Origin of the sequence: Helicobacter pylori (assembly GCF_003638305.1) — a bacterium.
Classification (GTDB): domain Bacteria; phylum Campylobacterota; class Campylobacteria; order Campylobacterales; family Helicobacteraceae; genus Helicobacter; species Helicobacter pylori_DJ.
In genome coordinates, this window is record NZ_MVYP01000003.1 from 85,843 (window position 1) to 102,021 (window position 16,179).

At 38.9% G+C, this 16,179-nt stretch carries 12 protein-coding genes; 7 read left to right on the forward strand and 5 right to left on the reverse strand.

Annotated features, from left to right (window positions below):
• Window positions 1-4 precede the first annotated feature (4 nt).
• From EAL04_RS02175 to pyrB, 5 genes are all read right to left on the reverse strand, one after another.
• Window positions 5-574 carry a restriction endonuclease gene (locus EAL04_RS02175; protein WP_120972967.1) on the reverse strand — a complete coding sequence of 190 codons (570 nt, stop codon included), beginning with the start codon at window positions 572-574 and terminating at the stop codon, window positions 5-7.
• 3 nt (window positions 575-577) lie between these two features.
• Window positions 578-1,201, reverse strand: a complete 624-nt coding sequence (locus EAL04_RS02180; protein WP_120972969.1) for a neuraminyllactose-binding hemagglutinin family protein — start codon at window positions 1,199-1,201, stop codon at window positions 578-580.
• Window positions 1,195-2,850 carry an ABC transporter ATP-binding protein gene (locus EAL04_RS02185; protein ID WP_120972971.1) on the reverse strand — a complete coding sequence of 552 codons (1,656 nt, stop codon included), beginning with the start codon at window positions 2,848-2,850 and terminating at the stop codon, window positions 1,195-1,197. Before EAL04_RS02185 ends, EAL04_RS02180 begins: the two co-directional genes overlap by 7 nt.
• Before the next feature lie 90 nt (window positions 2,851-2,940).
• The gene (gene hofB / locus EAL04_RS02190) at window positions 2,941-4,380 is read right to left on the reverse strand and encodes an outer membrane beta-barrel protein HofB (RefSeq protein ID WP_120972973.1); all 1,440 of its coding nucleotides are present in this window, start codon (window positions 4,378-4,380) and stop codon (window positions 2,941-2,943) included.
• 251 nt (window positions 4,381-4,631) lie between these two features.
• Window positions 4,632-5,555 carry an aspartate carbamoyltransferase gene (gene pyrB, locus EAL04_RS02195; RefSeq protein ID WP_120972975.1) on the reverse strand — a complete coding sequence of 308 codons (924 nt, stop codon included), beginning with the start codon at window positions 5,553-5,555 and terminating at the stop codon, window positions 4,632-4,634.
• Between the two features lie 66 nt (window positions 5,556-5,621).
• Here pyrB and EAL04_RS02200 point away from each other — a divergent pair, with 66 nt between their 5' ends.
• The 7 genes from EAL04_RS02200 (at window position 5,622) to EAL04_RS02230 (ending at window position 16,169) form a co-directional block, all read left to right on the forward strand.
• Complete coding sequence (locus EAL04_RS02200; RefSeq protein ID WP_000523549.1) at window positions 5,622-6,137, forward strand: hypothetical protein; 516 nt, start codon at window positions 5,622-5,624, stop codon at window positions 6,135-6,137.
• Window positions 6,137-6,844: a 23S rRNA (cytidine-2'-O)-methyltransferase TlyA gene (gene tlyA / locus EAL04_RS02205; protein ID WP_120972977.1), complete on the forward strand. Its 708-nt coding sequence runs from the start codon at window positions 6,137-6,139 to the stop codon at window positions 6,842-6,844. Before EAL04_RS02200 ends, tlyA begins: the two co-directional genes overlap by 1 nt.
• Entirely contained in the window at window positions 6,810-7,652 is an 843-nt protein-coding gene (locus EAL04_RS02210) for a bifunctional riboflavin kinase/FAD synthetase (protein WP_120972979.1), read from the forward strand. The genes tlyA and EAL04_RS02210 overlap by 35 nt, the downstream gene beginning before the upstream one ends.
• A 46-nt stretch (window positions 7,653-7,698) precedes the next feature.
• The gene (gene tkt, locus EAL04_RS02215) at window positions 7,699-9,624 is read left to right on the forward strand and encodes a transketolase (protein WP_120972981.1); all 1,926 of its coding nucleotides are present in this window, start codon (window positions 7,699-7,701) and stop codon (window positions 9,622-9,624) included.
• The gene (gene addB, locus EAL04_RS02220; protein ID WP_120972983.1) at window positions 9,621-11,957 is read left to right on the forward strand and encodes an ATP-dependent deoxyribonuclease AddB; all 2,337 of its coding nucleotides are present in this window, start codon (window positions 9,621-9,623) and stop codon (window positions 11,955-11,957) included. Before tkt ends, addB begins: the two co-directional genes overlap by 4 nt.
• Window positions 11,954-14,509, forward strand: coding sequence for a DNA translocase FtsK (locus tag EAL04_RS02225; protein WP_162982455.1), 2,556 nt, complete (start codon window positions 11,954-11,956; stop codon window positions 14,507-14,509). Before addB ends, EAL04_RS02225 begins: the two co-directional genes overlap by 4 nt.
• Before the next feature lie 385 nt (window positions 14,510-14,894).
• Window positions 14,895-16,169, forward strand: coding sequence for an MFS transporter (locus tag EAL04_RS02230; RefSeq protein WP_120972987.1), 1,275 nt, complete (start codon window positions 14,895-14,897; stop codon window positions 16,167-16,169).
• Window positions 16,170-16,179: the final 10 nt, after the last annotated feature.

The following is a 16,179-nucleotide window of genomic DNA, read 5'->3' on the forward strand; positions in this document are numbered from 1 at the left end:
TGGATTAGTTTTTCCCACCCAAAAATTTGATCCATTCGTCTCTGTCAATCAAAAGCACTCCGTTAGCTTGAGCCAGTTTTTGAGCGGCCTGCGTGAAGTAGCTGTTGGTGATCACGCAAGCTTTTTCGCAAGCGTAGTAAGCTTTAGAAGAGACCACCTCTTGAATGGCTTTGGGCGAAACTTTATGCGAGTAGCGTTTGGCTTGAACCGCCCATTTGACGCCATCTTTTTCTACAATCAAATCCGCTCCATAATCGCCGCTTTTTTGAGTGATTGTAACTTCAAAACCTTTTGAAGTGAAAAAGATTTTGGAATATTCTTCAAATTCAAAGCCGTTCATGGCGTCTATTTTTTGCAAAATGCGTTTGAGTTGGTGCTTCTTATACGAAGAAATAACGCCTTGAAAAAGCACTAATATGGAAAAAACGCCAAGAAGCGCAAACAATTTTAAAAGCAAATCGTTAGCTGAGGTTACTAATTTCAATTCTAGGGCTTTTTCCAATACAACATGCCAAGCTAAATAAATCCCTACCGAAAATAAAATGACAAAAATAAAAAATACAATCTTTTTCATGCCCTAAAGCCACTCGGCATTTTCTATAGCGTTCAAACGCTTTTCTAAACCCTCCATAAGAGAATAGTAAGCCTTATTAATGGCCTTGATTAAAGCGTTATGGTAGGATTTGTCCTCTTGGGAAAAAAGAGAGGGGTTATCGCCCAAACGATTAGCGTAATAAACAGGCACGCTGAAAGCGGTGGGGATTAAAAGGGTGTCAAACGGGCAAGCGGTTTGCGGGACGCATTCTAAAATCAAGCTCGCTTGAAGGTTTAAAAAACGCATGACGGCTTTTGGGTCAGCGTTAGGCTCAATAGTCTTTTTAAGCCTTTCTTTAATGGCTTTTAAATCTTTAGGACTCTCTTCAAAAGAAAAAAAAACATTGCCTGAAACATTGAAAGTGAAAGCGCTTTTATCTTTTAAAAAATAAGCGATTTGCTGGGCGAGTGCTTTTTTAAATTCTTTTTGGTAAAAGGGCGGCACAAAATGGGCGTTAAAAAAGATTTTAGGGGGGGTTAAAGTAAAAGCGGTTTTTAAAGCACTGTTTTTGGGGTAATCTTTATATTTTAAATGCAGAGTCGTTTTGTTGAAAAACTGACACCCTAGTAAAATAAAAGCAATACCAACGCTTAAAACCCTTAACATTCTATCAAACGCCCATGCTCTAATTTCACATGCTTGGTGGCTAATTTAAGCGTGCTTGGGTTGTGCGAGATGAGAATGATCAAGCGGTTTTGTTTCAATTCTAAAATGCTTTGTTTGACGCTCTCTTCTGTGTGATTGTCTAAAGCGGAAGTGGCTTCATCAAAGATTAAAACTTGAGCGTCTTTATACAAAGCTCTTGCAATGGCGATCCTTTGGCGTTGGCCGCCACTAAGGTTAGCGCCAAATTCATCTAAAACGCTTTCTATCCCATGAGGCATTTTTTCCACAAAATCTAAGGCTTGAGCTTTTTTTAGGCATTCTTTGATTTTTACCTCATCAATTTCTAAACCATACGCCACATTTTCAGCCACGCTCCCATTAAAAATAAACACCCTTTGAGTGACAACGCTAATCTTTTCCCTCAAGGATTTTTGAGTGATGCTTTCTATTTTTTGATCATTGATGAAAATTTCGCCCCTACTTGGCTCATAAAGGCGTAAGATCAGATTCACTAACGAGCTTTTACCGCTCCCGCTTTCGCCTTTTAGAGCGATGATTTCATTTTGTTGGAATTTCAAACTAATATCGCTTAAAACATAACGCTCCTGATCTTCTAGCGCATAAGCCAGCCATACCTTTTTAAATTCAATGGTGTGTATAGAGTCATCTAGCGTTAATTCCCCATCAACAATAGCCGGCTCTCTTTCTAAAATCTCATGAATCCTGTCGCTAGCGACTAAGGCTTCTTGAAAATTAGAAACGATCCTAGTTAGGCGTTTGATCGGCGTATAAAGCATAAAAAGGGCTGTGATGAAAGAAAAAAACGCCCCCACGCTAATATGGCCCCTAATCACTTCATTCCCCCCTAAATAAATCACTAACGCTATCGCAATAGAGCCTAAAAACTCCATTAAAGGCGAAGAAATTTCAGCCACGGCGATGTTTTTGATACCGATCTTAAAAAACGCTTCATTTTCTTTCACAAAAGCCTTATGCTCTAATTTTTCGCCATTAGAAATTTTAATCGCTTCCACATTGTTAAAGACTTCACTCAAACGAGCGGTGATTTTGGCGTTACTCTCTTGATGGGATTTAGCGAGTTTTTTAACCTTACGAATGATTTTACTGATAGGAATGGCGGCTAGTGGCATGATCACTAGCCCCACTAACGCTAATTTAGGGCTTTGATAAATGACCACCCCCACTAATCCCACAATCGTTAGCCCCTCTCTTAGGCTCTCTGAAAGGTAATTGGACAAACTCGCTCTAATCAAACCTATATCATTGGTGATCCTTGCGATCAATTCGCCCTTTTTAGTCCTGTTAAAAAAATCCATTTCCATTTTGAGAAGGCTTTCTAACATGGTGTTGCGTATTTTTTTGACAATATCAAGCCCAATAAAGTTAGTGAAATAAGTGCCTAAATACATGCCCCCACTCTTACCCAAATACGCCAAAATCACTAAAAAAGGTAAAATTTTGAGCATGTGAGTGTCTTTATTGATAAAAATTTCATCTAAAGTGGGCTTGACTAAATAAGTCCCCCAAGCCGTGCTTAAAGCCACCACTAAAGAAGAAAATAAAACCACTATAAAACCTTTATAATGCTCTTTAAGATATTTAGAATAACGCCTAAAAAAGAGTTTCAAATGCTTAACCTTTGGATTTGATTAAACTCTTATTATAGTGTTTTTATTAAGGGATTTTTAACGCTTTAATAAACAGCTTAAAGCCATCTATTAGAATTTAGCGCTAAGGGTTGTCATCAAATGGCTCCTGTCTGAATAAAGCGCTTTAGAGCCAGGCGTGGGCCTGTAACTCCCTACCGTAAAGCCTGAATGCGTCATCACGCCCAAATATTCTAACTTCACGCTCGCCGTCAAACTCTTACTGATTTTATAGCCCACATTAACAGCCGCGCTCGCTTCATTGGCTAAAGTGCCGCTAGTCCAACGCCACAAAGTCCCCCACAGCCATTTTTTATGCACGCCCCCACCAAAAACCCAACCAGAGACGGCATCAGCGGTTACCACATGGCTTAAGGCTTGCCCTATATCATAAACGCTATTGGTCCAAAAATCAATGCCTAAAGGGTTTCCTGTCGTGCCGATGTAAGCGTTTGCGTTTTTCCACACTTTATAAAACGCTCCCCCAAAATTAAATTCATTGTAATCAAATCGTTGCCTAATGAGCAAGCTTTGCCCAGCAGTGCCCGCTTTCACAGCGTAACGATAAGTATCCCTTTTTAAGGGGGCATGGACAGGGAGCAAAATATAAGCTTTGGTTTCGGATCTAAAGCCCACGCCATCAAAATTAGGGTTGCTATCATAGCCTACAACCACCCCAGGGCTATAATAAGTCCCGGGCGAAAACTGGAAAAAAGGGCTGACGCTAATCCCTTTTCTTTCATAAGTGTAGTTCACTAAATGGATACCATAGTTTAGAGTGCGCCCGTTTTTAATCACGGTTCTTGGAGAATAGAAATCATAAATCCATTGCCCATAAGCGAACGCCCTACCCCATGAGCTAAACCACCATAATTTGTGGCTTCCCTCATTTTTATCCTTAACTTTAGCGCTGATTTCAAAACCTTGCGTGTAAGAGCTCATATAAGGAGCGCTGGATTGATAACGCCCTCCTTTAGCCGTAAAAATATCCTTATAGCGGTATTCTAAAAAAGCGTTATTCATCACATAATTACGGCGGATTTTATTAGCCCTAGCGTTCCCACACGCTATAGAATCAATCACCTTGCCATCAGAACCAAGCGCGCATTCATGGATACTCGTGCCATCAAGCAAGGCCCTTTTACCTCCTAAATAGCCATCCCAATAACCGATGTAGTTATAAATAACCGATCCGCCTTGATTGAATTTCGTGCTGTCATAAGCGATCCCACCAATTGTGCCGCCAACTTTTCCCTCTAAAACATGCCCTTGATCTTTAAGGCTTTTGGATAAAAAATCCGCATAAATATTGCCCTGACCCACAGCGGTTACAAAAGTCTCTGTAGGATAAATCCCCCTAGCTATGTCAATCTTTTTTTTATTAAAGCCAACTTTAGAAAAGGACTCCGCTAAAACTTCAATTTTATAATCAAACGCTTGCAAAAAAGCACTCAAACTTAAAACATATAACCCACAAAAAACTTGATTCTTTAAAGGCGCGCTATTTTTCATTTTTTCCCTTTTAATAGCCAATACATCTTAAAGACTACAATTCTTAACTGATCTAAAAACAAAGAAGCATAATCAAGCTATTTATTTACTTTTAATTAACTCAACTATTTTAGATTATAACGAAATTTTTTTAATTTCATCATAAAATGAGATAAAGTAAATCAAAATTTAATCAAAGTGGGGTTTTTGTGCCGTTTTACAACCAAACCCATTTTTTAAAAAATGCCAAAAAGCATTTTTAAGTTTGACAATCAATCTAATAGCAAAAACTCCAACACCGCCATGCGCATCGCTACGCCATTTTTGACTTGCTCTAAAACTTTAGATCGCCTATCTTCTAACACCGCGCTTTCTATATCAATATCCCTATGCACCGGGCCTGGGTGTAAAATAATGACCTCTTTATTTTTAGCATGAGCCTCTAGGCGTTTTTGGGTGATGCAATAAGCGTTGCCGTAATCTTTCAAGCTCGCAAAAATGGGCGCGTTGTGCCGTTCGGTTTGGGTCCTCAAACTCATTAAGATGTCAGCAAATCCTATCGCTTCTTCAATATTATGCGTCGTTCTTAAAGGAGTGCTAGGGAGCATGGAGCTTGGAGCGCACAGCATGATCTCAAGCCCTAGTCTTTGGAGCAATTTAATGTTGCTATTAGCCACTCTTGAATTTTTCACATCGCCTATAAAAGCGATTTTCTTCCCTTTTAGATTTTCCAAACTGCCAAAATGCCGATAAAGGGTGAGCAAGTCTAATAACGCTTGGGTAGGATGAGCGCTTGTGCCGCTTCCTGCGTTAATCAAGGGGCATTGTGAAAATTCAGCTAATTTAAAAGGTGCGCTTGAAAAAGCATGCCGTGTGATGATAGCGTCAGGCTGCATGGCATGGATATTTTTAAAAGTGTCTATCAAAGTTTCACCCTTTGAAGTGGAGCTTGTTTGCATGTTTAATTTCACTATTTTTGCCCCCAACCTTAAGCTTGCGATTTCAAAACTAGACACCGTTCTGGTGGAATTTTCAAAAAATAACGCCACGATGATTTTATTGTGCATTTTTTCTTTCGTTTCTAAAAATACGGCGTTAAAATCGTTCGCATAAACGCTCGCTTTGTTCAATAAAAGCTTGATTTCATCTAGGCTTAAATCGCTGGTTTGGAGCAAGTGTCGGCATTTTTTTGGCATAAAACCCCCTTTTAGTTATAATACAGATTTTATTTTAGCTAAAAATGGCATGGGTTTTAGCAAGGAATGGGCTTGAAAAATCTCTCAACACTTCTGGTGTTTTTATTCTTTTGTTTGGGGTGTGTGAGCAATTTTAATGAGGACACCTACACGCTAGACTTAGTTCTAGAAAAAAAGATCCAAGCCAGCAGAAAGGGCGAAATCACCCAAAATAATGTGCCTATCATCACAGCTATCGCTACGCATTTAAACGATGTGGATAGCGGCACTTACTATGACCATGAGTATTTTTTAGTGGAGATTTTCACGCAAAATAACGACTGGATAGATGATGGCTATATTTCTTATGAGCTTTTTGGCACAAAACCTACAGGCTCAGAGCCTTTATGGGTGCGAGAAATCACAAAAGACGAATTTGATGGCATTTTAGAAACCACGAACCGGTGGAGCCGAGCCTTTTTGCTCGCTTTTAACAAATTGGATTATTTAGCGGTGCAAGAAGCCAAATTAGAGCTTGATGCCTATAGTTTAGGCAAGATTGTTTTTAATTTCGCTTACCAAGTCCCCTTACCTCAATTTTAATGCGCCTAGATTACGCCCTATTCAACCAGCATTTAGCAAATAGCAGAGAAAAAGCTAAAGCGTTGGTTTTAAAAAATCAAGTTTTAGTCAATAAAATAGTGGTTTCTAAACCCTCTTTTATCGTTAAAGAGGGTGATCAAATTGAACTCATCGCTCCAAATCTATTCGTTAGCAGGGCTGGGGAAAAATTAGGGGCTTTTTTAGAAAATCACTTTATAGATTTTAAAGAAAAGGTCGTTTTAGATGTGGGAGCGAGTAAGGGGGGCTTTAGTCAAGTGGCTCTTTTAAAAGGGGCTAAAAAGGTGCTTTGCGTGGATGTGGGGAAAATGCAATTAGATGAGGGTTTGAAAAACGACCAACGCATAGAATGTTACGAAGAATGCGATATTAGAGGGTTTAAAACGCCAGAAAAAATTGATTTAGCGCTTTGTGATGTGAGTTTTATTTCTTTATATTGTATTTTAGAAGCGATTGCGCCTTTAAGCGGTGAATTTTTAGCGCTTTTCAAACCGCAATTTGAAGTGGGCAGAGCCACAAAACGCAATAAAAAGGGGGTAGTAATGGATAAAGAAGCCATTTTAAACGCTTTAGAAAACTTTAAAAACCATTTAAAAACAAAGGATTTTCAAATCTTAACGATCCAAGAAAGCTTAGTGAAAGGGAAAAACGGGAATGTTGAATTTTTTATCCATTTCAAGCGAGCCTGAGATTAAAAGCCTAGCTATCGGTAAATTTGATGGCTTGCATTTAGGGCATCAAGCCCTTTTTAAGGAATTAAAAGATCCCAAAGCCCTTTTAATCATAGAAAAAAAGCATTACACTAAGGGCTATTTAACCCCCTTAAAATACCGCGCCAAACTCGTTAAGATGCCTTTATTTTTTGTGTATTTAGAAGAGATTTCACAATTAAATGCTCTAGATTTTTTAGAGCTTTTAAAAAAGAAATTCCCCAATTTAGAACGCCTAGTGGTGGGCTATGATTTCAGGTTTGGGCATGGAAGACAAAACGACGCTTTATTTTTAAAAGAGCGTTTTGAAAAAACCATTATTGTGCCTGAAGTGAAAATCCAAAACATCAGCGTGCATTCTAAAATCATCAAACTAGCCCTAAGTCATGGCGACTTACTTTTAGCTAACAAGCTCTTAGGCAGGCCTTATGAAGTGTGCGGGGAAGTCATTAGTGATCAAGGCTTAGGGCATAAAGAATTAGCGCCTACTTTAAATATCAAAACCAAAGATTTTATCCTCCCTAGCTTTGGGGTGTATGCGAGTTTGGTGAGAATAAAAGATCAGATTTATCAAAAAAGCGTGAGTTTTATAGGCAATCGCTTAAGCACGGATCACAATTTCGCCATAGAATGCCATGCAATTGACACTATCATAGAAAACCCGCCCAAAGAAATCGCTTTGCGTTGGGTTCAAAAAATACGAGACAACATGCGTTTTAATTCTTTAAAAGAGCTTAAAAACCAGATCCAACAAGACATCTTAATGGCCAAAGAGATTTTGAGATAATTTGTGTTAAAATGGCTTTTAAAAACCTTAAAAATGGAAAAATTTGATGCGATTGAGTAACGCTGACTTGGAACGATTAAAAAGCATGGCGAACACGCTTCGCTTTTTGTGCGCGGACATGATAGATAAGGCTAATAGCGGGCATCCGGGCGTGTGCTTAGGGTTAGCTGATGTGATGGTGGTTTTAAGCTTGCACCTTAATCTAAACCCCACCAACCCCAAATGGCTCAATAGGGACAGGTTGGTTTTTAGCGGAGGGCATGCGAGCGCGTTAGCGTATAGTTTGTTGCATTTATGGGGCTTTGATTTGAGTTTAGACGATTTAAAGCGTTTCAGGCAATTACACTCTAAAACCCCAGGACACCCCGAATTGCACCACACCGAAGGCATTGAAATCACCACAGGCCCTTTGGGGCAAGGTTTTGCTAACGCTGTGGGCTTTAGCATGGCGAGCCAATACGCTCAAACCCTTTTGGATAAAAAAACGATCTCTCATAAAGTCTATTGCTTGTGTGGGGATGGGGATTTGCAAGAAGGCATTAGCTATGAGAGCGCTTCTTTAGCCGGACACCTTCGCCTTGATAACCTCATTGTGATTTATGATAGTAATCAGATCAGTATTGAAGGCACTATTAATATCAGTTTTAGCGAACAGGTTAAAATGCGTTTTTTAGCGCAAAATTGGGAAGTTCTAGAATGCGATGGGCATGACTATCAAGCCATTAATGACGCTTTAGAAGAAGCCAAAAAATCCCCTAAACCCACGCTTTTAATCGCTCATACGATCATTGGTAAGGGGGCTATTGGTTTAGAGGGGAGTGAAAAAACGCATGGATCGCCTTTAAACAAAGAAGTGTTAAAACAATCCAAAGAAAACGCTCAAATCAATCCCAATGAAAGCTTTATAATCAGCCCAAAAAACAAAATGCATTTTGAAGAAGTGAAAGTTAGGGGTATTAGTTTAGAAGCCTTATGGGAAAAATCCTTAAGCCCTAAAACAAAAGAAAAAATCCATGCGTTAAAGAATTTTGATTTTAACGCCATTAATTACCCCGCCTTTAAAAAAGGCGAATCTCTAGCCACGAGAGTGAGTAACGGCATGATTTTAAACGCTATCGCTAAAGAATGCGAGGGCTTTTTAGGGGGGAGCGCGGATTTAGCCCCATCCAATAACACGCATTTGAAACACTCTGGCGATTTCCCTTTAGGGCAAAACCTGCATTTTGGGATCAGAGAGCATGCCATGGGGGCTATCACTAACGCTTTAGCGGCGTATGGCTTGTTTTTGCCTTTTTGTGCGACCTTTTTTGTGTTTAGCGATTATTTAATGCCTAGCATGCGTTTGAGCGCTTTAATGAAACTAAAAGCCCTTTTTATCTTCACGCATGACAGCATTGGCGTGGGCGAAGACGGGGCAACGCACCAACCCGTAGAGCAATTGAGCCATTTACGAGCCTTGCCTAATTTTTACGCTTTCAGACCCAGCGACGCTTTTGAAAATACGGCTTGCATGCAAGTGGCGTTAAGTTTGAACGCTCCTAGCGCTCTTATTTTATCGCGCCAGAATTTGCCCGTGCTTGATGAGGTTTCTAAAGAGCAGGTTTTAAAAGGGGCGTATGTTAAACACCACTCTAAAGATCCCATTATCACGCTTGTTGCGAGCGGAAGTGAAGTCTCTTTGGCTTTAGAGAGCGCTCAAATTTTAGAGCGAGAAAATATCCAAACGCAAGTCATCAGCGTGCCATGCTTTGATTTATTGATAGAGCAAGATGAAAGCTATCTTAAAGAACTCTTTAAGGGTAAGGTCTTAGTGATTGAAGCGAGCCGCGCGATAGAGTGGTATCGTTTTGCGGATAAAATCATTGGCATGGATTCTTTTGGTAGCTCAGCAAAGGGCGATAAACTCTTTGAAAAATTTGGCTTTAGCGTTGAAAATGTTACCGCTCAAGCTAAAAGGTTACTCAACGCATGAACTTAGAAAAACTTTTTTTAGAAAAAACCCCCCTATTTGTTTTTAGCTCCACCAGGCGTTTAAAACATTTCTATTTAGAGCAAGGCGAAGGGTTTTTGCCTAACGCAATGAGCATGGGGAATTTTTTTGAACAGGCTTTTTACATCCCTAATAAAAAGAAAATCCCTAAAAACGCACGCCAAATTTTAATGATAGACACCATTAAAGCCATCGCTAAAGAAAAAAAATCCATTCTTGAAGGGCTTTTGCTTTTTGAAAACAGCTTTTTAGGGTATTTGGAAAGCACTTCTTTTTTGTTTGATTTGTTTGATGAATTAAGCTCCGCTTGTATCAAACTCAATGAACTTTCTTTTAAAGACATTTATTTGGATTATGAAAAGCATTTAGAAGTTTTAGAAATGATTTATAATCGTTACATTAAAAAGCTAGAAGAATTAGGCTTTTATGACAAAATCATGCAAGAAAAGCCCACGATTTTAAAAGAATTTTTTGAGCATTTTTCCTCCATTGAATGGCATTTAGACGGCTTTATGAGCGTTTTTGAAAGGCAATGCTTATTAGAAGTGGCCGAATTAGTGCCTATCACTTTACACCTGTCATGCGATAAATACAATCAAAAATTCTTGGAATTTCTCAATCTCAAATTAGAAACGGATTGCGATTATTCCATTGATTTTAAAACCCAAAAGATCCTTTCTCAAACTTTTAATGATCAAAAAATAGAGCCAAAGCTTTACGCTAACTCCAGTTATTTAAAACAAGGCGCTTTAGTTTTACAAACCATAGAAGAATATTTGCAAAAAGATAACGACCCTAATAAAATGGCGATCATCACGCCTAATGCGGATTTTTTGCCTTTTTTAAAACTTTTAGACAAAAACAACAATTTGAATTTTGCGATGGGATTAGGGGCTAAAAACAGCCCTTATTATACAGAGCTTGTCAAAATATTAGAAGATTTACAAACAAGCGATTGTAATTTGAGCGAGTCTGCGTTATTGGATTTAGAAAATATTACGCTCCCGCTTTTAGAACAACAAAGCTCTAAAGAAAAAGCGCCCTTAAAAGAAGCGCATTCTCAAATCATGCACCAGTATCATCTTTTAAAAGACACGCTTAAAAACTACAGCCTTAAAGATTTATTGTATTTGTATTTGCAAGAATTTGAAGCCAATTTCCGCTTAGACGATTCTAGTGGGGGCAAAATACGAGTCATGGACACTTTAGAGACAAGGGGCATGCAATTTGATAAAATCGTTATTGTGGATTTTAATGAAACTTGTGTGCCAAGCCTTAAAGATTGCGATTTGTTTTTAAACTCTGCTTTAAGGAAATCGCTCAACCTCCCCACTTTATTGGATAAGAAAAATTTGCAAAAACACTATTACTACCAGCTCTTTAAAAACTCTAAAGAAGTGGTGCTTTCTTATATAGAGAGCGAAACTTCAAAAGCCTCTAACATGCTTTTAGAATTGGATTTACACACAGAGCCTATCAAAGACGCTTACACGCTTTTTGAAACAAGCCCTTTAAAAGACTACCAAGAAGAAGAAATCAAAGCCGCTATCCCTAAAGATTTTAGCTTTAGCGCTAGCTCATTGAACGCTTTTTTAACTTGCAAGCGCCGTTTTTACTACCACTACATGAAGCACTTCAAAGAAAGCCCTAAAGACGAAAATAATAACGCTGTGGGCAGTTTGCTCCATGAACTTTTAAAAGAAGCTTATGAAAAAGACAAAAACCCCTATTCATTAGAAGAAAGGCTCATTTGGCTCTTAGAAACAAGAGAAAACATTACCCCTAAAGAGCGTTTAGACACTCTTGTAGCACTCAAAAAAATCCAGGCTTTTTATCTTAAAGAAAAAGAACGCTTTAATACAAAAATCAAAATCCTTGATCTTGAAAAAAGCTTTGAAACGATCATTCAAGGCGTTATTTTTAAAGGGCGTATAGACAGGATTGACAAAACGGCTGACAATGAGATTATTTTATTGGATTACAAATTCAAAAACGATTTGAAATTAGACAACATGAGCGAAAAACAACGAAAAAGCTTAAGCCCCATAGAAATCTCTCAAATCAGCACCGATTATCAAATGGCCATCTACGCGTGCACTCTTAAAAATTTAGGCTACAAAGATCCTATAAAAGCCTTTTTTTATGATTTGAGAAAGGGCGAGTTGCTAGAAGAAGACAAGCTTGTTTTACAGGCTAAAATGGATCATTTGGAATTTTCTCTTATCCCCAAGCTCAAACAAGAGATTGATTTTGAAAAAACTTTAGAGGCTAAAGATTGTGAATATTGCTCTTTTAAAGACATGTGCAACCGATGAAATCTAAAAAACTTTATTTAGCTTTAATCATAGGGGTTTTATTAGCGTTTTTAACCCTATCTTCATGGCTGGGTAATAGCGGTTTAGTGGGGCGTTTTGGGGTGTGGTTTGCCGCACTCAATAAAAAATATTTTGGGTATCTTTCATTGATTAATTTACCCTATTTAGCGTGGGTTTTATTCCTTTTATACAAGGCTAAAAACCCTTTTACAGAAATCGTTTTAGAAAAAACTTTAGGGCATCTATTAGGCATTTTATCTTTACTCTTTTTACAATCTAGCCTGTTGAATCAAGGGGAAATCGGCAACAGCGTGCGTTTGTTTTTACGCCCTTTTATAGGGGATTTTGGGCTTTATGCACTTATGGTGCTTATGGTAGTTATTTCTTATTTGATTTTATTCAAACTGCCCCCTAAAAGCGTTTTTTATCCTTATATGAACAAAACACAAAACCTTTTAAAAGAGATTTACAAACAATGCTTACAGGCTTTTAGCCCTAATTTTAGCCTGAAAAAAGAGGGTTTTGAAAACACCTCATCAGATTCTCAAAAAAAAGAAACCAAAAACGAAAAAGAAAACCTCAAAGAAAACCCTATTGATGAAAACCACAAACCCCCTAACGAAGAATCGTTTCTAGCGATCCCTACCCCCTATAACACGACTTTAAACGATTCAGAGCCGCAAGAAGGCTTAGTCCAAATTTCCTCCCACCCCCCTACCCATTACACCATTTACCCTAAAAAAAACCGATTTGATGATTTGGCTAACCCCACTAACCCCACTTTAAAAGAAACTAAGCAAGAAACTAAAGAAAGAGAACCCACGCCTACAAAAGAAACTCTTACGCCCACCACACCCAAACCTGCCATGCCCGCATCTGTACCCAACACAGAAAATGACAACAAAACAGAAAACCAAAAAACCCCCAACCACCCAAAAAAAGAAGAAAGCCCACAAGAAAACCCACAAAAAGAAAATCAAAAAGAAAATATAGAAGAAAAAGAAAATCTTAAAGAAGAAGAAAAAGAAACACAAAACGCTCCAAGCTTTAGCCCACTAACCCCCACCAGCGCTAAAAAACCCGTTATGGTTAAAGAATTGAGCGAAAATAAAGAGATATTAGACGGATTGGATTATGGCGAAGTGCAAAAACCCAAAGATTATGAGCTTCCCACCACGCAATTATTGAATGCGGTTTGTTTGAAAGAAACTTCTTTAGACGAAAACGAGATTGACCAAAAAATCCAGGATTTATTGAGCAAGTTGCGCACCTTTAAAATTGATGGCGATATTATCCGCACTTATTCAGGCCCTATTGTAACCACTTTTGAATTCCGCCCAGCCCCTAGCGTTAAGGTGAGCCGTATTTTAGGCTTGAGCGATGATTTAGCGATGACTTTATGCGCTGAATCCATCCGCATTCAAGCCCCCATTAAGGGTAAAGATGTCGTTGGTATTGAAATCCCTAACAGCCAAAGCCAAATTATTTATTTAAGAGAAATTTTAGAGAGCGAATTGTTTCAAAAATCCAGCTCGCCCTTAACTCTAGCTTTAGGCAAAGACATTGTGGGTAACCCTTTCATCACGGATTTAAAAAAGCTCCCCCACTTGCTCATCGCCGGCACGACAGGGAGCGGTAAGAGCGTGGGCGTGAATGCGATGATTTTATCCTTACTTTATAAAAACCCCCCTGATCAACTCAAATTAGTGATGATCGATCCTAAAATGGTGGAATTTAGCATTTATGCGGACATCCCTCATTTACTCACGCCCATTATCACCGACCCTAAAAAAGCTATTGGGGCTTTACAAAGCGTGGCTAAAGAAATGGAGCGCCGGTATTCTTTAATGAGCGAATACAAGGTTAAAACCATTGATTCTTATAATGAGCAAGCCCCAAGTAATGGCGTTGAAGCGTTCCCCTATTTGATTGTGGTGATTGATGAATTAGCGGATTTGATGATGACAGGGGGAAAAGAAGCGGAGGTTCCTATCGCTAGAATCGCTCAAATGGGGCGAGCGAGCGGCTTGCACCTCATTGTAGCGACCCAACGCCCGAGCGTGGATGTCGTAACCGGCTTGATTAAAACCAATTTGCCTTCAAGGGTGAGTTTTAGGGTAGGCACTAAGATTGATTCTAAAGTGATTTTAGACACCGATGGGGCGCAAAGCTTGTTAGGAAGGGGCGATATGCTCTTTACCCCCCCAGGAACAAACGGGTTAGTGCGCTTGCATGCCCCCTTTGCCACTGAAGATGAAATCAAAAAAATCGTGGATTTTATTAAAGCCCAAAAAGAGGTGGAATATGATAAAGATTTCTTGCTAGAAGAATCGCGCATGCCTTTAGACACCCCTAACTATCAAGGCGATGACATTCTAGAAAGGGCTAAAGCGGTGATTTTAGAAAAAAAGATCACTTCTACGAGTTTTTTACAACGCCAATTAAAAATCGGCTACAACCAAGCCGCCACCATTACTGACGAATTAGAAGCTCAAGGCTTTCTATCCCCAAGAAACGCCAAAGGCAACAGAGAGATTTTGCAAAATTTTTAGGCTTTGTTTCCATTGGATATTGGTAATAAAAACATTGTTTTTAATTTTTAAAATTTTTTAAACTTTATTTAATAGTTTTATTTTAAAACTCATTTTCTTAAGGGGATGGGGGCTATTTTGAAATCATTCTCCCCTAAAAACCCCAACTAAATCCCCTAAAAGACCGCTTTAAAAAATTACCGCTTGCTTTTCGCAAGCTTTTTATGATTGATTTTAAAAATGCCTGTGCGCATTTTTTAGGCTTTACCACCAATCCTTTATTAAAAACAAAAACTTTTCTCAATGATACAAACGACACCAACCTTTCATCTATTAATCAAATATTATCTGTGGTTTCCCTAACTCCTAGTAAAATTACCTAAAAATTTCATATTCAAGGATAGCCATGAGCCCCCAACCCGCCACCAAAAAACCCTTAAAATCCCTTTTAGCCGCTAGTTCAGGTAATTTAGTGGAATGGTATGACTTTTACGCTTATGCGTTCTTAGCGCCTTATTTCGCTAAGGAATTTACCCACACGAACGACCCCACTTTAGTGCTCATCTCAGCTTTTTTAGTTTTCATGTTAGGGTTTTTCATGCGCCCTTTGGGGAGTTTGTTTTTTGGTAAATTGGGGGATAAAAAGGGGCGTAAAACTTCTATGGTGTATTCCATTATCCTTATGGCGCTAGGCTCTTTCATGCTCGCATTGCTCCCCACTAAAGAAATCGTAGGGGAATGGGCGTTTTTGTTTTTATTGTTAGCCAGGCTTTTACAGGGCTTTAGCGTGGGAGGCGAATATGGCGTGGTCGCTACTTATCTCTCTGAATTAGGCAAGAATGGCAAAAAAGGTTTTTATGGCTCTTTCCAATATGTAACTTTAGTGGGAGGGCAACTCTTAGCTATTTTTTCGCTCTTTATCGTTGAAAACATTTACACGCATGAGCAAATCAGCGCGTTCGCTTGGCGTTATTTATTCGCTTTAGGGGGTATATTAGCCCTACTCTCGCTCTTTTTAAGAAATATCATGGAAGAAACCATGGATAGTAAAACAACTTCCAAAATCACTATTAAAGAAGAAAGAGGCAGTTTAAGGGAATTGCTCCACCATAAAAAAGCCTTAATGATAGTCTTTGGGCTAACTATGGGAGGGAGTTTGTGTTTTTATACTTTTACGGTGTATTTAAAGATCTTTTTAACCAACAGCTCATCGTTCAGCCCTAAAGAAAGCAGTTTCATCATGCTTTTAGCGCTCTCTTATTTCATCTTCTTACAACCCTTATGCGGGATGCTTGCGGATAAAATCAAACGCACCCAAATGCTGATGGTTTTTGCGATCACAGGGCTTATTGTAACGCCTGTTGTCTTTTATGGTATCAAGCATGCCACTAGCGTGTATGAAGCCCTATTTTATGAAATACTCGCATTGAGCAGCATGAGTTTTTACACTTGCATTGCTGGGGTCATTAAAGCGGAATTATTCCCTGAACATGTGCGAGCGCTTGGCGTGGGTTTAGCCTATGCGATCGCCAATGCGCTTTTTGGAGGGAGCGCGAGCTATATAGCGTTAGAGTTCAAACAGCATGGTTTTGAAGCGGGGTTTGTGGGCTATGTCATGTTGAGTATTATTATCTTTATGGTTATGGTTATCATATTCCCTAAAAAAACCTATTTGGAATGAATCTGTTTTT